This window comes from Dactylosporangium aurantiacum (assembly GCF_000716715.1).
Classification (GTDB): domain Bacteria; phylum Actinomycetota; class Actinomycetes; order Mycobacteriales; family Micromonosporaceae; genus Dactylosporangium; species Dactylosporangium aurantiacum.
Genome location: NZ_JNYJ01000015.1, coordinates 151,015 through 170,945 on the forward strand (window position 1 = coordinate 151,015; position 19,931 = coordinate 170,945).

Consider the following 19,931-nt stretch of genomic DNA (forward strand, 5'->3'; position numbering starts at 1 on the left):
AGCGGGGGTTCCACCCGACACCCCCACCCTGGTCTGAACACCGCCGGCGGGGCCGGTGGACGGGTCAGGCGCTGCGGCGTCTGTCGGCGTTGACCGGCCACGGGGTGGTGGTGGACTGGGCGGCGACCTCGGCGTCGGTGACCAGGCCGTGCGGGTCGGCGGCGAGAGCGCTCTCCAGGGTCCGGTACGTGGCGATCGTGGAGAGCGTGCCGCCCTCACGCAGCGTGTGGACGACCGGCGTGGCCGGCATCGCGAGGACAAGCGATCCGCCCTGCTCAAGGGCGATACCGGCAGTGACGCGCAGCATCATGACGCCGGTGCAGTCGATGGCGGTGACCTTCGCCAGGTCGATGACGATGCGGGGCTGCGGGCGCAGGAGCAACTGTGAGAGCGCGGTCTCCAGCTGCATGGCGCTGGCCGCGACCAGCGCGCCCTGACAGGTCAGCACCGTCGCGGCAGCGAGTCGGTCCACCGCGAAAGTGAGGGCTGCCATGCTGTGACCATACGGTCCGCCGTGACCGTCCGTGAACCTCTGTCCAGGTGGAGGGGCCGTCCGTCCGGCCGGTGACCGGACAGCCGGTCGTCGCTGCGGGTGATCCGACAAGCGGGCGTGGCACTGGTCGGGTGGGTGTTCATGGACGAACCCGGGTGGGTACGCAACCAGGGGCCGGGCCAAGACGTCAGGCCCCGACGAAAGGTGCGTTTCCGGTGCAACTGGACTCCCGGCCCGCGATCGTCGACTGCGCGCTGTACGTCGGCGGGGTCCGCCAGGCCGACGAGCTGCCCCTCGCCGAGCTGTACGAGCGGGCCTGCGAACGACCGGACGCGTTCATCTGGATCGGGCTCCACGAACCGGATCCGGACCAGTTCGCCGAGATCGAGAAGGTCTTCGGGCTGCACCCCCTCGCGGTCGAGGACGCGTTGAAGCCCACGCCGCAGCGGCCGAAGGTCGAGCGGTACGAGGACGTGACGTTCTTCGTCGCCCGGACCGCCCGGTACCTGCCGCACGCGGAGCTAACCGAGACCAGCGAGGTCATCGACACCGGCTCGGTCCGGATGTTCCTCGGGTCCCACTTCGTCGTCACCGTCCGTCACGGTGAGGCGGGCGAGCTGCGGTCCGCCCGGCTGGACCTGGAGGCGAACCCGGCGCAGCTCGCCGGCGGGCCGTGGGCGGTGCTGCACGCGATCCTGGACCGGATCGTCGACGCCTACCTCGACATCGTCGCCGCGATCGACACCGACGTGCAGGCCCTGGAGGCGGCCGTGTTCCGCCGGGACAGCGGCACCACCGTCGAGCACGTGTACCAGCTCAAGCGGGAGCTCATGGAGTTCCGCACGGCGGCGGTGCCGTTGCAGCGGCCGCTGCAGACGCTGCTGGACCGGCGGTCGTTCGCGCTGGCGAAGGAGATCCGCCGCTACTTCCGCGACGTCAACGACCATCAGACCAGGGTGGTGGAGCAGGTCGCCAACCACGACGACATCCTCAACTCGATCCTGCAGGCCCGCCTGGCACAGGTGACGATCGACCAGAACGACGACATGCGCAAGATCGCGTCGTGGGCGGCGCTCGCCGCGTTGCAGACGGCGATCGCGGGCGTGTACGGCATGAACTTCGTGTTCATGCCGGAGCTGCACTGGCGGTACGGGTACTTCTACGCGCTCGCCCTGATGTTCGGCAGCGGGCTGCTGCTCTACCGGGCGCTGCGCCGCAACGGCTGGCTGTGAACCCTACGCGGCGAGCGGCAGGCCAAGGGACCGGATGTGGCGGGCCTCGCGGGCGGCCTGGACGAGGGCCCGCACGGTGCGCGGGCCGGCGATCCCGTCGACGGTGAGCCCGGCCCGGGCCTGGAACCGGCACAGTTCGAGCGGCACGTCGGACTCCGGCGCCCGCGGGTGCAGCAGGCCGATCTCGGCGAGCAGGGCGCGCACGGCGCGCGGGTCGGCGGGCGGCGCGGCGGCCTCGGGCGCGCTGACCGCTCCGGCGAGCGCGGCGCCGACGGCCTGCAAGGTACGGCGGACTGTCATGTGCTCCAGTGTGGTCGGCCGGACCTCGTGCCGCGTCAGGGCTTTCCTGCCGGCCGACCCTGAGTTGTCCCTGACACCGGTCTCCGCGCCGGGGATGAGGACGCCTCGACGCCGGCCTACGCGCCGGGGATGAGGACGCCGAAGCCGGTGCGGGCCAGCCGCAGCAGGACCTGCCCCGGCGCGGTGAGCGTGGTGAGCTTCGCGGCGGCGGCGTCCTCGAGGTGGCGCACGCCGTCGGTGTACGCCGTGACGCCCTGCCGGCGGGCCGCGTCCAGTACGGCGGTGTTGCGCCACACCTTGGCCCGCGCCTCGGTGAGCAGCCGCCGGGTCGCGGCCCGGTTCGCCGGTGCCAGGATCCGGTCGAGCAGGCCCGGGCGGGCCGCGGCGCGCCCCTCGGCCTCCTCGGCGCCGACCCGCGCCAGCAGGACCGTGTCGATGTGGGTGTGGTCGCGTTCCCGCGCGGCGCGCACCGCCGGGTCGTCGAACTCGGCGGGGGAGATGACCGCGATCAGCGACTGCGGCAGGTCGTAGTTGATGTGCGCGTTCATGCCGAGCAGCACGTGCCGCAGCGGCGGCAGGTCGGGCCGGTCCCGGGCGGTGTCGAACGCGATCCGCCACGGCCGCGGCACCGTGCCACCGGCCGTGTCACCGGCGAGGTCGGCGTCGAACGCGTCCAGGTACAGCTCGGCGAACGCCACGTCCCACCGGCTCAGCCAGGCCGCGTCCAGGAACCCGCCGCGGTCGATCTCGGCGGCGACGGCGTACGTGGTGCGCAGGTACGTGCCGTGGAAGTGCCGTCGCGCGTCGGTGGGTGCGAGCCGGGTCAGGCCGGCCTCCATCCGGGCGATGACCGCGGCGACGGCGTCATCCATGCTCAGTCCGTCCCGAGGACCCGGCGCAGGTGCACGTACCCGCCGGCGGTCCCGATGGTGGGCCGGGCGGCCGGCGTGGCGAGGTAGTAGTTGACCGCGTCGGCCAGGAACTCGCGCCGGACGTGGCTCCAGCTCACCGGGAGGAACACCCGGCGCGGGCGGCGGACGGCCAGCCCGGTGGAGCGCACGAGGTCAGGCCGGCCGATCCGCATCCCCGGGTCCCACAGCGTCTCGCGGCGCAGCGGGCCGGCGGCGACCGCCTCCCACGGCACGTCGCGCCGGCCGTACGCGTACGTCATCCGCAGCCCCTCTGGGCGCACCTCGATCTGCCCGGCACCGCGGACGAACGCCCGCGAGGACATCAGGAACAGGGCCAGTGCACAGCCGGCACCGACCCACCCCAGGACGGACGTCGAGCGCGGCATGTCCGGGGACGCCAGCAGTAACAGGCTACCGCTCGGCATGGCGATGCCGGCGAGCGCCGTCACCGCGAACGCCGACAGCAGCCGGTTGTCGGCCGGTGCGATGAAGGCGCCGTCGCGCACGTCGAGCGCCACCGGCCGCGACCGGGTGCGCAGCCACCAGTACCAGGCCTGCGCCACCGCGAGCAGCACCAGCGGCATGAGGAACATCAGGGTGGTGCCGGTCGTCCGGTGCGTGGACGGGTCCCCGTCCCACAGCAGAACGGTGGCGAACCAGGCCAGGACCAGCGACGCCATGATCGTGAGGTAGACCGTGCCGGCCCTTCGCGGCCGCGCGGCGGCCGGCGCTGTGAGTGAGGTCACCGTCGCAGTGTGCGCCTCCACCGCAACATCGACAACCCAAATTCTAGTTAAGCGGTAGGTCTTATGGGTATAGTGTCCGCGCACATCCCCCGTCCACGAGGAGCGTCATCGATGCGTCGGCTCTCGGTCGCCCTGACCGGTGTCCTGGTCCTGCTCGGCACCACCCTGGCCGCGGGTTGCGCCGCCGACAAGGAGCCGGCCGCCGCACAGCCCGGCGCCGCCGAGGAGCCGCTGCGCGTCGGGTACCAGCGCTTCGGCGGGCTGAGCCTGGTCAAGGCCCGCAAGGCCGAGGCGGCCGGCACCACGTGGTCGCTGTTCGAGAGCGGCCCGGCGCTGACCGAGGGCATCAAGGCCGGCGCCATCGACATCGGTCAGGTCGGTGAGGCCCCGCCGATCTTCGCCGCGGCCGGGAAGATCGACTTCAGGATCATCGGTACCTCCAAGCCCGTGCCCAAGGGTGAGGCCGTGCTGGTCAAGGCGAGCAAGGGGTACACCTCCTTCAAGGACCTGAAGGGCAAGAAGGTCGCGCTGAACAAGGGCTCGAACGTCAACTGGCTGCTCGTGCGCCTGCTCGAGGCGAACGGCATGACCATCAAGGACATCGACGTGCAGTACCTCAAGCCCGCCGACGCCCGCCCCGCGTTCGACAACGACCAGGTCGACGCGTGGATCATCTGGGACCCGTACTTCTCCCTGGCCGAGACCCCGGGCGTGAAGGTGCTCGTCGACGCGACCGGCCTGGCCGACAACCGCGAGTACCTGCTGGTCTCGCCGCAGGCGCTGAAGTCGAAGCCGGGCAGGATCCGCGAGTTCCTCAAGACGTACCGCGAGGTCACCGACTGGGGCATCGCCAACCCGGAGGAGCGCGTCAAGATCCTCGCGCCGGAGCTGAACATCCCCGAGGACGTCGCCCGCCGCGCCCTGGACCGCAGCGCCCAGCCGCTCGCCGCGATCGACCCGGCCATCGGCGACGAGCTGCAGCAGATCGCCGACGGCTTCACCGAGTTGCAGCTGATCCCCGGCAAGGTCGACATCAAGGGCCGCGTCGACGAGCAGTTCTCGGACATCCTGCGATGACCACGCTGCTGGAGCGCGGCAAGGTGGCGCCGCCGGGCGTCACCCGGCGGCGTCCGGCCGCCCGCCGCTGGCTGCGGGCGGTGACGCCGCTGGCGCTGCTCGCCGCGTGGGAGGGCGGCGTGCGCGGCGGGCTGCTCGACCCCGACAAGCTGCCCGCCCCGAGCGCGGTGCTGGAGACCGGCTGGCGCCTCACCGCCGAGGGCACCCTCGGTGCCTACCTGCTGGACTCCGTCGAGCGGGCCGTCCTCGGGCTGCTCATCGGCGGGCTGCTCGGCCTCGCCCTGGGCACCCTCGCCGGGCTCGTGCGGCTCGGCGACGACCTCGTCGACCCGACCGTGCAGATGGCCCGCATGCTGCCGCACCTCGGCCTGGTGCCGCTGCTCATCATCTGGGTCGGCATCGGCGAGTCGCTGAAGGTGACCCTGGTGGCGCTCGGCGCGTTCTTCCCGATCTACCTCAACACGTACTCCGGCATCCGCAACATCGACGAGCGGCTGGTGGAGGCGGCCCGCACCTGCGGGCTCACCGCCCTGGAGCGGGTCCGGCACGTCGTGGTGCCCGGCGCGCTGCCGTCGCTGTTCCTCGGCGTGCGCCTGGCGTTCGCGGCCGGCTGGCTCAGCCTCGTGGTCGGCGAGCAGGTCAACGGCCAGGGCGGGCTCGGCTTCATGATGATGGAGGCGCGCGAGTTCAGCCAGACGGACGTGGTCGTGCTCGGCCTCGTCGCGTACGCGCTGCTCGGCCTGCTCTCCGACCAACTGCTGCGCCTCGGGGAGAGGAGGCTCCTGGCATGGCGCCACGGGCTGAAGGCACGGTGAGCGCGGTCGCCGGCGCGCACGGCGTCCGGCGCGCGTTCGGCGGCACCGTCGTGCTCGACGGCGTCGACCTGACCATCGCCGCCGGTGAGGTCGTCGCGCTGCTCGGCGGCAGCGGCTCCGGCAAGAGCACCCTGCTACGCATCCTCGCCGGCCTGGACGGCGAGGCGACCGGCGAGGTGGGCACCACCGGCACGACCGCCGTGGTGTTCCAGGAGCACCGGCTGCTGCCCTGGAAGCGCGTCGCCGCCAACGTCGCCCTCGGGGTGCGCGGCGGCTCCCTGCGCGAGCGGCTCGACGCCGCCCTGGCCGAGGTCGGGCTCGCCGACCGCCGCGACGCCTGGCCGGCCGAGCTGTCCGGCGGTCAGGCGCAGCGGGTCGCGTTCGCCCGGGCGCTGGTACGCCAGCCCGACCTGCTGCTGCTCGACGAGCCGTTCGGCGCCCTCGACGCGCTCACCCGGCTGCGGATGCAGGGCCTGTTCCGCCGGCTGCGGGCCGCGCACGGCTTCGCCGCCCTGTTCGTCACGCACGACGTCGACGAGGCCCTGCTGCTCGCCGACCGGGTCCTCGTGCTGGACGGCGGCCGGATCGCCGAGGACCGTGCGGTACCGCTGCGGCATCCACGGGCCGTGGACGCTCCCGGCTTCGGCGCCGAACGGCGGGCCCTGCTCGCCCTGCTCAACGTCCCGGCGTCGCCGGACCGATGAGTCGGGCACCCGCCCGTCGTCCATATGGGAAAGTTCCGCCTCCGCTCCGGAAGGACGTTCCCCCCGTGCACAAGATCATCTTCATGATGTCCGTGTCGCTCGACGGCTACTTCGAGACCGCCGGGCACAGCCTGGCCTGGCAGGACATCTCCGAGGAGCTGCACACCCACTTCAACGAGGAGCTGGCCGCGGCCGGTGGCCTGCTCAACGGCCGGGTCAGCTACGAGCTCATGGCAAGGTTCTGGCCGACCGCCGACGAGGACCCGGCCGCGCCGAAGGTCGTCGCGGACTACGCCCGGATCTGGCGCGACCTGCCCAAGGTGGCGTACTCCCGCACGCTGCGGGAGGCCGGCTGGGGCACCACCGTCGTGCGCGAGGTGGTGCCCGCCGAGGTCGAGGCGCTCAGGTCCGCCGCGGCCGGTGACCTCTTCATCGGCGGGCCCGGCCTGCTGCGTACCTTCGAGCGCCTCGGCCTCGTCGACGAGTACCGCATCTACGTGCACCCCACCGTCATCGGCGGGGGTAACCCGCTCTTCGCCGCCGGCACCGCGCTGCGCCTGGAGCTGACCGGCACCCGGGCGTTCGCCAACGGTGTGGTGCTGCTGCGGTACCGGCCGGCTCAGGCCGAGTAGCCGCCGTCCGCGTTGAGCGTGGCACCGGTGACGTAGGAGGCGTCCGGCCCCGCGAGATACGCCACGAGGCTCGCCACCTCAGCCGGGGTGCCGTACCGGTCGACGGCGATGTGCGGGCGGGTGAACCCGGCGAACGGCCCGTCCGCCGGGTTCATGTCCGTGTCGACGGGGCCGGGCTGCACCGTGTTCACGGTGATGCCCCGGGGGCCGACCTCGCGCGCCAGGGCCCTGGTGAACCCCGCGATGCCGGCCTTGGTGAGCGCGTACACGCTGCCGCCGCCGAAATGGACCCGGTCGGCGTTGACGCTGCCGATGGTGATGATCCGCCCGCCGGTGCCCAGGTGCCGCAGCGCCTCCTGGCTGGCGGTGAACACGCCGGTCAGGTTGACCGCGACCGAACGGTCGTAGACGTCGTCGGGCAGGTCCGTGATCGGCGCGACGACGGCGACGCCCGCGTTGTTGACGAGGATGTCGAGCCGGCCGAACAGGTCGACGACCTGGCGGACCCCGTCGCGGACCGCCGCCCGGTCGCCGGAGTCGACCCGCAGCGCCACCGCGCGGCCGCCGTCCTCGGTGATCCGCGTGGCGACCTGCTCCGCGGCCTCGGTGTTGCCGTGGTACGTGATCGCCACCGCCGCTCCTTCGGCGGCGAGCCGCCGGGCGATGCTCTCGCCGATGCCCCGCGACCCGCCGGTCACGATGGCGACCTTGCCGTCCAGCATGATGTACCTCCGGTTGTTGAATGAGCATTCAACATGTCATGTGCCGCGCGCTGTGGCCAGTGATATATTGATCACACGTTCAAGAAGTGGGGTGGCGGGTCATGGCGATGGGCAGGCCGCGCGGGTTCGACCCGGACGCGGTGGTCGACGCGGCCGTCAAGGTGTTCTGGCGCAAGGGGTACGAGGGCGCCAGCATGGCCGACCTGTGCGCCGCGACCGGGCTGCGCCCCGGCAGCGTCTACGCCGCGTACGGCTCGAAGCTCGGCCTCTTCAGCGCCGCCGTCGACCGCTACGTCGACACCGTCTTCGCCTACGGCATGAGCGCCCTGCGGGCCCCGACCGCCGCCGAGGTCGTGCGGATGTGGCTGCGCGGCTCCGTCGACGCGGCCACCGGCGACATGACCCCGCCCGGCTGCCTGCTCGTCCAGGGCGCCCTGGCCACCGGCGAGGCGGCCGCCGAGGCGCAGGAGGTGCTGACCGCGAAACGCCTCGCCGGCGAGCGGGTCCTGGCGCTGCGGCTGGCCGAGGCCAAGGTCGCCGGCGACCTGCCCGCCGACGCCGACCCGGAGGCGATCGCGCGGTACGTGCTGACGGTGGCCTCCGGGATCGCCGTGCAGGCCGCGTCCGGCGTGGGCCGCGCCGAGCTCCTCGCGGTCGCCGACGTCGCCGCGGCGCACCTGGTCAGTCCCCGCTGAGCAGCTCCAACGCGGCGTGGTCCGGGCTGCCCGGCGCCGCCTGGAACGTCACGAACCGCTGTCCGTCGACGGCGGTCAGGATCTCCGACGTCAGCTCCAGCCGCCCGGCCCGCGTGTGCCGGAACGCCCGCCGCACGCCGCTCTTCACCCGCACGTCGTAGTGCGCCCACAGCCGCGCGAACGCCTCGCTGCCGGCGCACAGGTCCGCGACCAGCGCGGCCCGCGCCGGGCTGTCCCCGACCGCGCGCAGGTGCGCGACGCAGTCCTCGGCCATCCGCTGCCACGAGACGAACACCTCACCCGCGGCGGGGTGCGTGAACACGTACGTGACCAGGTTCCCCGGCACGGTCAGGCCGGGCAGCAGGGCGAAGCCCTCGGCGTTGGCGGCGAGCAGGTCGCTGGTCTGGCTCAGCACGTACGCCGGGGTGGGCCGCACCATCGCCAGCAGCCGCACCAGCGCGGGCCGCGCCGTGGTGGCGTCCCGACCCTGCTCGTGGCCCCTGGTCGCCAGCCGGTGCAGGTGTGCGCGCTCGTCGTCGTCGAGCCGCAGCACCGTGGCCAGGGCGTCGAGGACGGAGCGGCCCGGGTTGGTGTCCCGGCCGCGCTCCAGGCGGGTGTAGTAGTCGACGCTCACCCCGGCCAGCGCCGCCAGCTCCTCGCGCCGCAGCCCCGGCGTCTGCCGCCGCCCCGTCCCGGCGGGCAGCCCCGCCTCGGCCGGACTCACCCGCCCGCGCCGGTTGCGCAGGAACTCCCCGAGACTCACCCGCCAATTCTGCCCGGTCCCGCCGGCGCCGGGGGTGGCCCTGCGAGGGCCCCTCCTGAGCCGGTACTCCCGCGCGGGCGGCACGCGGGCGACGCTGGCCGTCATGACGAACCAGCACGTGCTCGTGATCGGCGGCAGCTCCGGGATGGGCCTGGCCCTCGCCGGGGCCCTCCTGGAGACCGGCCGCCGGGTCACCATCGCGGGCCGCTCCACCGCCCGCCTCGCCGCCGCCACCGCCCAGCTCGCCGCTTCACCGGGCGCCCCGCTCAGGGCGGTGCCGCTCGACGTCGGCGTGGAGGACCAGGTGGCGGCCCTCGCCGGCGACGGCTTCGACCATGTGGTGGTGACCGCCGCGGACGCCGTCGGGGCGTACGCGCCGCTGCCCGACTTCACCCTCGACGCCGCCCGGACCGTCCTGGCCACCAAGGTCCTGGGCCCCTGGCTCGTGGCGAAGCACCTCGGCACGGCCCTGCCCCCGGGCGGCTCCCTGACCTTCACGTCGGGCATCGCCGCGTACCGCCCGGGCCCGGGCAGCTCGATGATCGCCACCGCGAACGGGGCCCTCGAAGCCCTGGCCCGGACCCTCGCGCTGGAGCTCGCCCCGGCCCGGGTCAACGTGGTCTCACCCGGCTGGGTCGACACCCCGATCTGGGACACCCTGGCCGGCGCCGCCAAACCCGACCGCCTCGCGGCGATGGCGTCGCGCCTGCCGGTCGGCCGGGTCGGCACCCCGGCGGACGTCGCCCAGGCGTTCCTGGCCGTGCTGGACAACGGCTTCATGACCGGCACCGTCGTGCACGTGGACGGCGGCCACCGCCTGGTCTAGACCTGTCTGCTCGGTCCAGGACCCGTCCGCCCGGTTCAGGGGCTGGTCCAACCGGCGAAAGTGTCCAAGGTCAACGGCACGCCGATGATGCCGGCCAGCAGGGGGCGGTGCCCGGCACGAGGGTCCGGGAAACGCCGGGCTACGACGCGGCGGGCCCGCCGGGCTCGGGGCCACCGCCGAAGCTGACCTCGTTGCCGTCCGGGTCGAGGTAGATGGCCTTGCGGACGCCGTTGTCGTACGTCTCGCGCCGCGCGGGCTCGAGGCCACGGGCGGCGGCCTGCGCGAGCCGGGTGTCGAAGTCGTCGACGAACAGCGTGTGCATGGCGTGGCCGGCGCGCTCGGGAAGGAGCTCGACGTAGAGGTAGCGGTGCTCGGCGAGCTCCCACACCGCCTCGGTGTCGTTCGGCAGGAACGCGGGCGGGGCGCCGAACAGCTGCTCGTACCAGACGAGGGCGGCCGGCAGGTCGCGCACCGCGATCCCCGCGAACAGGTCGACTGCCATGGCGGCCATCCTACGGCGCGCAGGGCAGGATGGGCCGGTGACCGGACAGTTCGCCGACGAGGTCGAGTACGACGGGACCCTGCACCAGATCACCGCGGTCGACGGGGCCGGGCTCTTCGACGCCGCCGCGCACGGCTGCACACCAACGGCCATCAGCACGGCCTGCTACCGCGGCACGCTGTGCCGCTACCGGGTCGACGGGCGGCGGCTCGTGCTGCACGCGGCGGAGATCGGGGTGGCGCCCGGACGTTCTCGCTGTCCGTCGCGTACAGCTGGCCACGGGGCTGACCCGGCTAGCGTTGCTCCGCGGCCAGGACGAGCCGGCGCAGCAGGTCGGCGAGGACGCGGCGCTCGTCGGCGGTGAGCGCCTCCAGCAGGGCCGCCTCGCCGTGGTCCTCGCGGCCGGCCTGCTGCTCGAACGTGGCGCTGCCCGCCTCCGTCAGCCGCACGTGGACCCGCCGCCGGTCGGTGTCGTCGCCCGCGCGGCTGATCAGACCGGCCTCCTCCATCGGCGCCAGCCGCGCCGACAACGCGCCGCGGGTCAGTCCGAGCGTGTCCGCCAGTTGTGACGGGCTCGCCGCGTACGGGGGACCGAGCCGCCGCAGCATCATCAGGATCTTGTACTGCCAGTGCGGCAACCCGTCGGCCGCCAGACTGTCCCGCCGCAGCTGCTGCGTGTGCCGGGCAAGGATGGCGAGCCGCATGAAGATCGCCTCCTTCACCGGGTCGAGCCACGGCAGCTCCCGCTCCCAGATGCCGATCTGCCGGTCGACGTCGTCGTCCATCCCGCCCGCCTCAAATAGTTTTCTTGAGGATAGTTTTTTCGATTACTACTGTCGACGCCATGACCCAGATCGCCGTTCCGCGGCAGGCCATCGCCGCCGCCGCCCGCAGCCTGGCCCACGCCGCCCGGTGGCAGGACGCCGCGGCCCTGCTCGCCGCGGCGCCGCCCGAAGACCCGGTGCTGGCCCTCACCGCCGCACAGGTCGCGATCGAAGCTGACTGGTTCGCCGGTACGGCCACCGCCACCGACCCCCTCGCCACCGCCACCCGGCTCGCCACCGGCCTGGACGACGCCGGTCGCTGGGACCTCGCCTTCGCCCAGCTGCGGCACTGGTACCGCACGGCGCTGACGGCGATCGGCCCCGAGGTCACCGTCGACGAGGTCCGCCGCCGCGCCGCCGAGCTGAGCGGGTCGGCGCCGGACACGGTGCGCCGCGGCTGGGCGGAGATGTACCGGGGCCTGATCGCCGACAACCTCCTGGGCGAGAGCGACACCGCACCCGCCCACTACACCGCCGCCCTGGCCGCCGGGACCGGCGACCCGTCCGCCGCTGGAGACGGTGACCCGCTGGCCTTCGAGGCCGGTGACCCGCTGCTGGCCCGGGAGGCGCTGCGCCACCTCGGCGGCCACGACCACGACCGCGGCGACCACGTCAGCGCCGGCGACCGCTGGCGCCGCGCGACCGAGCTCGGCGCCGCCGGCGGCAACGTCCCGGGCACGCTGTCGCAGCAACTGCTCCTCGCCCTGCTGGCCCGCACGACCGGCGACGAGCAGGGCGCCGTCACCCTGGCCGGCGAGATCGCACGGTGGGCATCAGCGATCGGCGCGACCAGCCTGGCAGCCCAGGCGGCCGCGTTCATCGCGGGGGTCGAACCAACGGCGCCGCCACCGGGGACCGCACAGGACACGGCGGCCGCTGCACCAGCGGCGGCCGCCGGGCCGCCGGCGACCGCCGGCCCGCGACCCGCGACGACCGCTCCCGTGGCGGCGACCGGCGCGCTCCCGCCCGGCGCGGCCGTCCCGCTCGGCGATGCGGCGTCCGCGGTCGCGGTGCCGTTCATGACCGCGCCGCTGGCGACCACACCGCGGCAGTGACGCCGCTGCCGTCGACGTCAAACTCCGGTTTCCGTAGCTAGCCACGTGGCGGCCGCGCGGGCCGTGTGCTCGGAGTCGAGCGCACCCTGAGCGAGGACCGCGCCGAGGACCGTGGGGATGGCCGGGTCGCCGAGATTCCGGTCGATCCAGGCGAACGCCTCGACGGCCGCCCACTCATAGTGGTCCTCATCGAGATGGCGGCATGCGAGCAGCGCCTGGATCACCCGCACCGCGCGGTGATCGTCCGGATGCGCGTCCAGCCAGGCCAGGGCGCTGTCCGCGACCATCACCGCGACCGACGGGTCGATGACGCGGCATCCGAGCAGGGCCTCGTGGGCCTCCGGCACCACCGGGTGCCCCTGGTTGGCCCCCAGCCATGCGAGACCTCGTCCGGCCGCACGCTGGAGCATCGCCGTGTCGGCGTTGTCGTTGCGCAGCAGCCGCCGAATGACAACGTTCATCGCGTCATCGCGTTCCGCGGCGTCCAGCGCGGCGATCACCACTTCGGCGCATACCGTCAGTTGCGCTGTTTGCGTCTCGTCGCAACCGAGCAGAGCCAGAGCCAGATCGACGGCCCCGGGCGCGTCGGCATGCATGACCAGCCACTGCGCTGCGATGTCGACGGCCCGGCGGATCACGAAGGCCGGACGCCCCGACAAACCGGATTCATCAGCGACTGCGCAGAGGCCCGCAACGATTCGCGCCGCGTCGTCGTCCGTGCAACTCCGACCGGAAGGTTTACGCCCCCGGGCGCCGGCGAAACCAGTGGCGTCGAGTAGCGCGCTGATCACGTCGTCAACGCACGGATGCTCGGGATGTTGCGCGATGCAGGCGAGGCCGGCTCGGATCGCGGCACGGTCAGGGGCACGGACGGTTCGTCTCTCGATGGTCGCGCGCAGGATTCGTGCGCAACCAGGATCCTCGGGATGACCCTGCGCCCAGACAAGGGCCAGTTCCACCACTCGCACTCCGGCGACATCGGAGGTCGCCCCGGTGTCTACGAGCTGTTCGACCGGGTAGCCGGCATCGAGCCGGTCGTGTGCCCACTCGGTTGTCCGCGTGCGGTGGGCCGGTGGTCGCAGCAGGGAATGAAGGATCAGGGGAGCCGATTCATGGTGTGGATGGCGCTCCAGCCAGGCAACAGCGACGCCGATGGCCTGATCGGTCTGCTCCGGCGAGTCCAGCAGAGCGCGAATGACCAGGTTGGCGGACGAACGGCCGCGGTGGACGTCCAGCCAGCCGTACGCGACTCGGGTCGCCAGCTCGACCTGCCCCGGCAGCTGCAGAAGAGTCCGGGCGATGAATGCGGCGGCGTCGTGGTCGGGGTGTGTGTCGAGCCAGGCGAAGGCGTACTCGGCGGCCCGGTCGGCGTGTGCGGGCAGCGGCAGCAGCGCCTGGATGACGTAGTTGGTGTTGTCGTGGTCGGGGTGTGTGTCGAGCCAGGTGAAGGCGTGCTCGGCGGCCCGGTCGGCGTGTGCGGGCAGCGGCAGCAGGTCGCGGATGACGTAGTTGGTGTTGTCGTGGTCGGGGTGGGTGTCGAGCCAGGTGAAGGCGTGCTCGGCGGCCCGGTCGGCGTGTGCGGGCAGCGGCAGCAGCGCCTGGATGACGTAGTTGGTGTGGTCGTGGTCGGGGTGGGTGTCGAGCCAGGCGAAGGCGTACCCGGCCGCCGGGTCGCGTGGGCCCGCCCCCTTCAGCAGGGTCTGGAGGACGTAGTTGGTGCCGGGATGGTCAGGGTGTGTTTCGAGCCAGGCGAAGGCGTGCTCGGCGGCCCGGTCGGCATGCGCGGGCAGCGGCAGCAGATCCCGGATGACGTAGTTGGTGGCCGGATGGTCGAGGTGGGTGTCGAGCCAGGCGAGGGCGAGGGCGGCAGCCTGGTCGCGTTGGCCGGGAACCTTCAGCAGGGCCTGGATGACGTAGTTGGTGGCGGGATGGTCAGGGTGGGTGTCGAGCCAGGCGAAGGCGAGGGCAGCGGCCCGGTCGGCATGCTCGGGCAGCGGCAGCAGGTCGCGGATGACGTAGTTGGTGTTGTCGTGGTCGGGGTGGGTGTCGAGCCAGGTGAAGGCGTACTCGGCGGCCCGGTCGGCGTGTGCGGGCAGCGGCAGCAGATGCCGGATGACGTAGTTGGTGTTGTCGTGGTCGGGGTGGGTGTCGAGCCAGGTGAAGGCGTACTCGGCGGCCCGGTCGGCGTGTGGGTGTTGTCGTGGTCGGGGTGGGTGTCGAGCCAGGCGAAGGCGTACTCGGCGGCCCGGTCGGCGTGTGCGGGCAGCGGCAGCAGCGCCTGGATGACGAAGTTGGCGGCGTCGTGGTCGGGGTGTGCGTCGAGCCAGGCGAAGGTGTACCCGGCGGCTGGGTCGTGTTGGCTCGGCACTTTCAGTACGGCCTGGATGACGTAGTTCGCGGCGTCGTGGTCGGGGTGTGCGTCGAGCCAGGCGAAGGCGTACTCGGCGGCTGGGTCGTGTTGGCTCGGCACTTTCAGCACGGCCTGGATGACGTAGTTCGCGGCGTCGTGGTCGGGGTGTGCGCTGAGCCAGGCGAAGGCGTACTCGGCGGCCCGGTCGGCGTGTGCGGGCAGTGGCAGCAGCGCCTGGATGACGAAGTAGGTGACGTCGTGGTCGGGGTGTGCGTCCAGCCAGGCGAAGGCGTACCCGGCCGCCGGATCGTGCTGGCTCGGCACCTTCAGCAACGCCTGGATGACGTAGTCGGTGGCGTCGTGGTCGGGGTGGGCGTCGAGCCAGGCGAAGGCGTACTCGGCGGCCCGGTCGGCGTGTGCGGGCAGTGGCAGCAGCGCCTGGATGACGAAGTTGGCGGCGTCGTGGTCGGGGTGGGTGTCGAGCCAGGCGAAGGCGTATCCGGCGGCCGGATCGTGTTGGTCCGGGACCTTCAGCAACGCCTGGATGACGTAGTTGGTGTGGGCGTGGTCGGGGTGGGCGTCCAGCCAGGCGAAGGCGTACCCGGCCGCCGGATCGTGCTGGCTCGGCACCTTCAGCAACGCCTGGATGACGTAATCGGCGGAGTCATGGCCCGCATGGACGTCGAGCCAGTTGATTCCCACCGCGCAGATCTCGGTCGTCAGGGCAGCGTCCAGCGCGTCGCAGCGCAGAAGCTCGCCCAGAACGTAGCCGGCGCCCGGCCGGGACGGGTCGACGCCGAGCCACGCAAGAGCGGCGCTCACGACTTGGGATCTCAAGTCGCGACCGACTTGGTGAGCGAGACTCGCAATCATCGGACGGATCACGAACGAGGAATCGGGCTCCGTGGGCTGGACCTCCAACCAGCGGAGGGACTGCCTGATCCGCTGCTTCACTTCCTCGAGCGTCTGATCGGATGCTACGAGCAGCGCTGGAAGTACGAACGACCCCGACCAGTGACCGGGGTAAGCGGCCAACCAGGAGTCAGCGGCCTTCAGGACTTCGGCCCGGTACTGCGGACTCAAACCGCCGATTCCGTCGAGCAGGGGGCGGAGAAGGTAGCTGGCCCCTTCGCTCGTCCCATGCTCGCGCAGCCATCCCATGGCGAGATCATTTGCCTTCGACCGGGCCTCGCCGCGGAGCTCTGCCCGGTCCATCAAGGGACGCAGTACGTATGGCGCTCGGTTCGTGGTGCTGTGCTCCCGCGCCCAATGCAGGGCGAACTCGATCGCCTGCAGCACCGCCGGGCCTCGCAGGTCTGAATGCGACAGCAGCATCCGCAGCACGAAGTCGGCCGCCGCGCTTCCGGCATGGTTTGCCAGCCAGCCCAGCGCCACCTCGACCGCCTCTGCGCCGGACGGGGCACGGTGCGTCTGAACAAGCAGACCAGGCAGCACGAATGCCGCCTCGCCGCGCGATGGCCACGCCTTCAGCCACGCCAGCGCGTGCGCGACAGCATGGGCACGCTCGTCTCCCTTGAGGTCGTCGCGGCGCAGCAGGAGCGGGCCGAGGACCTGCTCGGCACTGAGGTCATCGTGGTGGCCGGCCAGCCAGACGAGCGCAGCCATGATGATCGGCTGAGCGTCGGCGGTAGGTAGCGCCCGCAGGGCATATGAAAGGAACGTAATGCGTTCGCTGTCGCGAAGCTGCTCGTGCAACCACGGCTCGACGATGGCGTCCCAGTGGCTGGAGACTGCGGCCTGCCACGGCGCGGCGTGCAGCAACGTATACAGCGCATGTCCGCCGTCGGGTGACTCGGCGAACGCCGTGCCGAGTTGCGCCGCGTGCGCGCCGATCCACTCCACGCAGGTGCGCTCCAGCTGGGATGCCTTCTCCGCGGCGCCCGAGTCGATGTGGTCGCCGTGCAGACGGGCCACGTTGCCGGCTGCGTGGTCCAGCGCGACCGGCGTGGTGAGCAGGGTGTCCAGCAACGTCCGGAGCTCGTCGTCGAAGAGGCGTACTTCGGATTGTGGAGAGATGGCCTCGACGAGGAACTGGTCGGTGATGATGTCGTGTGCGACCACCAGGTTGTCGCCGGCTTGATCCAGCCAGCCCATGCCACGCAACGTATCGATCAGGCGACGGGCCCCGATCTTCCTCGCCGTGGAGGTGTCGAGTACCGGCTGGACGAGCGCTTCAATTGCGGGCTGAGGCAGCGGGCACACGGCGGTGATGAGGGCGCTTGCCAGAAGTACCGGACGAGGTTCCTTGTCGTGCAGTGGGCCGGCGACGTCATCGGCGGGCTCTTCGACCAGTCCGTCGAGGACGAACCGTTTGTGCAGCCAGCGCATCAGCTGGCCGCGGCCGGGACCGGTGCGCACGGTCTGGCCCGAGTCCAGTGCCCGCTTCACGTCCTGCGCGATCAGCAGCGTGATGATCGGGCGGCGTCCGCAGATCTCGATCATCTCGGGTTTCCCGAGCGCGGCAGTGGCTTTACGGGCCACCTGGTGCACGATACGGCCCGCGATCTCCTCCTGGTATTCGGTGTCCTGCCGCAGTGTGAGCTGCTCGAACGTTTGCTGTCCACCATGGGCGAGGACCGCGCCGAGCTGGCCGGGGCGGGAGGTGCCCAGCAGCGCCAGCCGGCCCGACCCGGCGGCGACGCGGGGGAACATCTTGACCAGGAGTTGGGGTATGTCCAGGCCGCCGCACAGATCGAGGTAGTCGAGGATGAGCAGCGTGCGGGCAGTCGGGTCGCGCAGGATCGCCGCTTCGAGGTGCGCGTTGGTGAGCTGGCCATTGGCCTGGACGTGCAGGACCCGCCAGCCGGCCTTGTCCGCCAGGATCGCGACCTCGATGCAGGTGCGGGTTTTCCCGGCGCCGGCCTGCCCGGTCAACAGCACGCACGGCTCGGCGGCCTCAGTGAGGCGGCGGAGGATGTTGGCGGGTGCGGTCGGATGGTCTTTTCCGGGACTGACGAATCCGAGTTGGCTGCTGAGCAGGAACCGCGGCCGGTTGCGAAGGTCGGCGAGCATCGTCCCGTGCGGCAAGACCCATTCGTCGACCTCGGCGGCGATCGGCGAGTCATTGAACTCATATGGGTCAATGCGCCAGCCGTACCACGCCGCGGCGATGTCGATGGCGAACCGTGGCGTGCGGTCGCCTGCCAGCAGTGCTCGCCGACCCGCTTCGACCGCCTGGTCGAACGGCAGAACACCGCCGTGTCGCTGTGCCGCGCTGAGCTCACCGGTCGGGTCGGTGAGCACGCGGGTGAAGCCGGTGCATTCGACGGCCGCGAAGTCGCCGGACGCCACCAGGCGCCGGATGGCCTCGGGGTCGGTCAACGGTCCGTTGATGAAGAGGTCGGCGCCCCCGCGTGTCTGCCAGTCACGCTTGCCGTATACCCGCGACACCAGCGTCACGGCGTGCCCGTCGAGCACGACGACGACGGGCAGCAGCTCGTAGGCCATGAGCATGCCTGCATAGAGCAGTGCCGCGTCGAGGCACGTCGCGCGGCGTGCGGTGAAGACCACCTCGACCGGAGTACGGATGATCTGCAGCGCGTCCGACGGATGGAAGCTCTCCAGATCGTAGGCGATTCCGCGGCCGGCGAGGTGGTCGTAGATGGCGCGGGCGACTGCCAGCGGGCCGCCGGGACCTGCCGCGAACTGGTATCTGTCCAGGCTGCCGAGGAGTCGGTCGAGGTGCGGGACGACGTACCGGGAAAGTCCCACCGGGTCGGCGACTGACCAGGGCGGCCATTCGCTCATGCCCCGCCTACCTCGAACAGGTCGCTGACCGGGACCGGAACGTTGCCGCCTCCCAACCCGGTAACGGTGAAGCGGTAGCCGCCGGGTGCCAGTGGCCCGACGGTGACCGACCACTCACTGTCACCGCTGGCCTTGAGCGGCCAGGTCCACCGCTCGCCCGAGTCGAGGGATTCGATTTCGGCGCGGACCTCGTCCAGCGGGTCGGCGTCCGGCGCGCACCGTACAGCGATGCTGACCGGCTCGTCCGAGCCGAACGCGTCATCAGCGGCAACGGAGAAGCACGGCCGGTCGTACCCGCCAGGCGGTAGCGGGCCGCGCAACTTGCCGGGGTGCTGGGCCTGCATCTTGGCCAGCTTGCCGACGAGATCTCCGAGGAAGTACTCGCCGACCTGAAGGGCGCTGTGCTTGGCTGGCTGGTACATGTCGCTGTACACGTTGCCCATGTCTGCCGGCGAGGCGGAACAGATGGGTACGGTGCCGTCGCCTTCGATGCCCTCGTCGGTGAAGAAGGCGTCCACGCCCTCCGGCAGGTCCACGCCCAGCGTGACCGTTCCGCCTTCCAGCGTCGCGGACTGGTTGGTCGGTTGGTGAGTGCCGACGACCGGAAGCAGCGCGTATCGTCGCGGGTCCTCCCGGTCGTTGGCGGCCACCGCGGCTTCGATCTCGCGATGGAACCGCAGCGCGTCAGCGGCTCGGGCCGGGTCGACGTTGGGTATGCCGACCGTCTCTGCGACCCGCTGCCAGCCCGCAGCCGTACGCAACGCCGGATAGACGGGCATGAGCTGGTACACCGACGGGAAGGACCGCATGGCCTCGGTCAAGTCGACGTGGAGCCGTTTGTACCCGTTGGCGAGATATCCCAGCGCCTCCAATGAGCCGAGAAATGGGGTGCCGAACGTGACGAGAGCACGGCTGTACCGCCACCCTTCCAGCACCTCCATGAAGTACCGCGCGACCAGGCCGCCCATACTGTGCGCCAGCAGGATCAGTCGCGCTTCGGGAAGTTGCGCGTGGTGCCGCCAGCGTTCGAGAGCCGGGACCGCCACCTCCAGCAACCGGCGGGCATTGAGGCGATTGTCCAACCGCCAGTCGTACGGGAACTCGATGAGGTTGGCCGGTCGATGACCGTCGGCGGTGGCACGCTCGACGATGAAGTTTCGTTCGATGTGCGCGATCAGCCGGGAGTATCCGTCGATCTTGACGAGGCCGCCGACCATGTGGGCGTCCGGCATGATCTTCACCGCCGAAACGTCTGCGTCGTCGCCGAGCGAGAGATCTCGTACGGCTCGAGCGGGTTTGGCGGCGGTCGAGCCGATCAATCTGTGGGACGGCCCCCAGATGGTGCGCCCGCCGCGCTCCAGTACGCTTCCGGTGATTCCTGGCAGCACCACGATGACGTCCCGCAGGCGACGCTTCATGTTCACCTTTATAGACGCCAACCGGGGTGATCTCGAAGCGCCGGCGGTGAACTGGCCGACCGACGGATTGATCAAGCCGAGTGGACGGGCGCCACCGC

Annotated in this window: 19 protein-coding genes; 8 read left to right on the plus strand and 11 right to left on the minus strand. The window is 71.7% G+C overall.

Going from position 1 to position 19,931, the window contains the following annotated elements:
- Positions 1–64: 64 nt before the first annotated feature.
- Complete coding sequence (locus tag OP18_RS19195; RefSeq protein ID WP_081970890.1) at positions 65–493, minus strand: STAS domain-containing protein; 429 nt, start codon at positions 491–493, stop codon at positions 65–67.
- 215 nt (positions 494–708) lie between these two features.
- Here OP18_RS19195 and corA point away from each other — a divergent pair, with 215 nt between their 5' ends.
- Complete coding sequence (gene corA / locus OP18_RS19200; protein WP_052386958.1) at positions 709–1,725, plus strand: magnesium/cobalt transporter CorA; 1,017 nt, start codon at positions 709–711, stop codon at positions 1,723–1,725.
- Positions 1,726–1,728: 3 nt separating this feature from the next.
- Here corA and OP18_RS19205 read toward each other — a convergent pair whose 3' ends face one another.
- From OP18_RS19205 to OP18_RS19215, 3 genes are all read right to left on the minus strand, one after another.
- On the minus strand, positions 1,729–2,025 hold the full coding sequence (locus OP18_RS19205; protein WP_033360296.1) for a peptidoglycan-binding protein: 297 nt from the start codon (positions 2,023–2,025) through the stop codon (positions 1,729–1,731).
- A 116-nt stretch (positions 2,026–2,141) separates the two neighbouring features.
- Complete coding sequence (locus OP18_RS19210; RefSeq protein ID WP_033360297.1) at positions 2,142–2,897, minus strand: DUF5995 family protein; 756 nt, start codon at positions 2,895–2,897, stop codon at positions 2,142–2,144.
- Between the two features lie 2 nt (positions 2,898–2,899).
- Positions 2,900–3,682: a hypothetical protein gene (locus tag OP18_RS19215; RefSeq protein ID WP_033360298.1), complete on the minus strand. Its 783-nt coding sequence runs from the start codon at positions 3,680–3,682 to the stop codon at positions 2,900–2,902.
- A 111-nt stretch (positions 3,683–3,793) separates the two neighbouring features.
- Between OP18_RS19215 and OP18_RS19220 the strand changes: the two genes are divergently transcribed.
- The 4 genes from OP18_RS19220 (at position 3,794) to OP18_RS19235 (ending at position 6,910) form a co-directional block, all read left to right on the plus strand.
- On the plus strand, positions 3,794–4,759 hold the full coding sequence (locus tag OP18_RS19220) for an aliphatic sulfonate ABC transporter substrate-binding protein (RefSeq protein WP_033360299.1): 966 nt from the start codon (positions 3,794–3,796) through the stop codon (positions 4,757–4,759).
- Complete coding sequence (locus OP18_RS19225) at positions 4,756–5,574, plus strand: ABC transporter permease (RefSeq protein ID WP_033360300.1); 819 nt, start codon at positions 4,756–4,758, stop codon at positions 5,572–5,574. The genes OP18_RS19220 and OP18_RS19225 overlap by 4 nt, the downstream gene beginning before the upstream one ends.
- Positions 5,547–6,278, plus strand: a complete 732-nt coding sequence (locus OP18_RS19230) for an ABC transporter ATP-binding protein (RefSeq protein WP_033360301.1) — start codon at positions 5,547–5,549, stop codon at positions 6,276–6,278. The genes OP18_RS19225 and OP18_RS19230 overlap by 28 nt, the downstream gene beginning before the upstream one ends.
- A gap of 65 nt (positions 6,279–6,343) precedes the next feature.
- Positions 6,344–6,910 carry a dihydrofolate reductase family protein gene (locus tag OP18_RS19235; RefSeq protein WP_033360302.1) on the plus strand — a complete coding sequence of 189 codons (567 nt, stop codon included), beginning with the start codon at positions 6,344–6,346 and terminating at the stop codon, positions 6,908–6,910.
- On the opposite strand, the gene OP18_RS19240 is transcribed toward OP18_RS19235, so the two are convergent.
- Positions 6,898–7,632: a 3-oxoacyl-ACP reductase family protein gene (locus OP18_RS19240; protein WP_033360303.1), complete on the minus strand. Its 735-nt coding sequence runs from the start codon at positions 7,630–7,632 to the stop codon at positions 6,898–6,900. The genes OP18_RS19235 and OP18_RS19240 overlap by 13 nt on opposite strands.
- A gap of 101 nt (positions 7,633–7,733) precedes the next feature.
- On the opposite strand from OP18_RS19240, the gene OP18_RS19245 reads away from it, so the two are divergent.
- Complete coding sequence (locus OP18_RS19245; protein WP_033360304.1) at positions 7,734–8,327, plus strand: TetR/AcrR family transcriptional regulator; 594 nt, start codon at positions 7,734–7,736, stop codon at positions 8,325–8,327.
- On the opposite strand, the gene OP18_RS19250 is transcribed toward OP18_RS19245, so the two are convergent.
- On the minus strand, positions 8,314–9,090 hold the full coding sequence (locus OP18_RS19250; protein WP_033360305.1) for a helix-turn-helix transcriptional regulator: 777 nt from the start codon (positions 9,088–9,090) through the stop codon (positions 8,314–8,316). The two genes, OP18_RS19245 and OP18_RS19250, sit on opposite strands and share 14 nt — an antisense overlap.
- A gap of 103 nt (positions 9,091–9,193) precedes the next feature.
- On the opposite strand from OP18_RS19250, the gene OP18_RS19255 reads away from it, so the two are divergent.
- The gene (locus OP18_RS19255) at positions 9,194–9,916 is read left to right on the plus strand and encodes an SDR family oxidoreductase (RefSeq protein WP_033360369.1); all 723 of its coding nucleotides are present in this window, start codon (positions 9,194–9,196) and stop codon (positions 9,914–9,916) included.
- A gap of 139 nt (positions 9,917–10,055) precedes the next feature.
- Here the strand turns inward: OP18_RS19255 and OP18_RS19260 are convergent, their stop codons facing one another.
- Positions 10,056–10,418, minus strand: coding sequence for a VOC family protein (locus OP18_RS19260; RefSeq protein WP_033360370.1), 363 nt, complete (start codon positions 10,416–10,418; stop codon positions 10,056–10,058).
- Between the two features lie 293 nt (positions 10,419–10,711).
- Positions 10,712–11,203, minus strand: a complete 492-nt coding sequence (locus tag OP18_RS19265) for a MarR family winged helix-turn-helix transcriptional regulator (protein ID WP_033360306.1) — start codon at positions 11,201–11,203, stop codon at positions 10,712–10,714.
- Positions 11,204–11,262: 59 nt separating this feature from the next.
- Between OP18_RS19265 and OP18_RS19270 the strand changes: the two genes are divergently transcribed.
- Positions 11,263–12,297: a hypothetical protein gene (locus OP18_RS19270; protein WP_063745541.1), complete on the plus strand. Its 1,035-nt coding sequence runs from the start codon at positions 11,263–11,265 to the stop codon at positions 12,295–12,297.
- Positions 12,298–12,314: 17 nt separating this feature from the next.
- Here OP18_RS19270 and OP18_RS19275 read toward each other — a convergent pair whose 3' ends face one another.
- From OP18_RS19275 to OP18_RS19285, 3 genes are all read right to left on the minus strand, one after another.
- Positions 12,315–13,259 (minus strand): hypothetical protein, encoded by a 945-nt coding sequence (locus OP18_RS19275; RefSeq protein WP_156089621.1) that lies wholly within the window; start codon positions 13,257–13,259, stop codon positions 12,315–12,317.
- Between the two features lie 932 nt (positions 13,260–14,191).
- Entirely contained in the window at positions 14,192–18,415 is a 4,224-nt protein-coding gene (locus tag OP18_RS19280) for an ATP-binding protein (RefSeq protein ID WP_156089622.1), read from the minus strand.
- On the minus strand, positions 18,412–19,833 hold the full coding sequence (locus OP18_RS19285) for a lipase/acyltransferase domain-containing protein (protein WP_033360309.1): 1,422 nt from the start codon (positions 19,831–19,833) through the stop codon (positions 18,412–18,414). The genes OP18_RS19280 and OP18_RS19285 overlap by 4 nt, the downstream gene beginning before the upstream one ends.
- Positions 19,834–19,931: the final 98 nt, after the last annotated feature.

What these genes read in the sequence shown, in the direction of transcription:
- OP18_RS19195 (WP_081970890.1), bottom strand. Translation starts at nt 493, where the DNA reads ATGGCAGCCCTCACTTTCGCGGTGGACCGACTCGCTGCCGCGACGGTG.
- OP18_RS19205 (WP_033360296.1), bottom strand. Translation starts at nt 2,025, where the DNA reads ATGACAGTCCGCCGTACCTTGCAGGCCGTCGGCGCCGCGCTCGCCGGA.
- OP18_RS19210 (WP_033360297.1), bottom strand. Translation starts at nt 2,897, where the DNA reads ATGGATGACGCCGTCGCCGCGGTCATCGCCCGGATGGAGGCCGGCCTG.
- OP18_RS19220 (WP_033360299.1), top strand. Translation starts at nt 3,794, where the DNA reads ATGCGTCGGCTCTCGGTCGCCCTGACCGGTGTCCTGGTCCTGCTCGGC.
- OP18_RS19225 (WP_033360300.1), top strand. Translation starts at nt 4,756, where the DNA reads ATGACCACGCTGCTGGAGCGCGGCAAGGTGGCGCCGCCGGGCGTCACC.
- OP18_RS19230 (WP_033360301.1), top strand. Translation starts at nt 5,547, where the DNA reads ATGGCGCCACGGGCTGAAGGCACGGTGAGCGCGGTCGCCGGCGCGCAC.
- OP18_RS19240 (WP_033360303.1), bottom strand. Translation starts at nt 7,632, where the DNA reads ATGCTGGACGGCAAGGTCGCCATCGTGACCGGCGGGTCGCGGGGCATC.
- OP18_RS19245 (WP_033360304.1), top strand. Translation starts at nt 7,734, where the DNA reads ATGGCGATGGGCAGGCCGCGCGGGTTCGACCCGGACGCGGTGGTCGAC.
- OP18_RS19255 (WP_033360369.1), top strand. Translation starts at nt 9,194, where the DNA reads ATGACGAACCAGCACGTGCTCGTGATCGGCGGCAGCTCCGGGATGGGC.
- OP18_RS19260 (WP_033360370.1), bottom strand. Translation starts at nt 10,418, where the DNA reads ATGGCAGTCGACCTGTTCGCGGGGATCGCGGTGCGCGACCTGCCGGCC.
- OP18_RS19265 (WP_033360306.1), bottom strand. Translation starts at nt 11,203, where the DNA reads ATGGACGACGACGTCGACCGGCAGATCGGCATCTGGGAGCGGGAGCTG.
- OP18_RS19270 (WP_063745541.1), top strand. Translation starts at nt 11,263, where the DNA reads ATGACCCAGATCGCCGTTCCGCGGCAGGCCATCGCCGCCGCCGCCCGC.
- OP18_RS19280 (WP_156089622.1), bottom strand. Translation starts at nt 18,415, where the DNA reads ATGAGCGAATGGCCGCCCTGGTCAGTCGCCGACCCGGTGGGACTTTCC.
- OP18_RS19285 (WP_033360309.1), bottom strand. Translation starts at nt 19,833, where the DNA reads ATGAAGCGTCGCCTGCGGGACGTCATCGTGGTGCTGCCAGGAATCACC.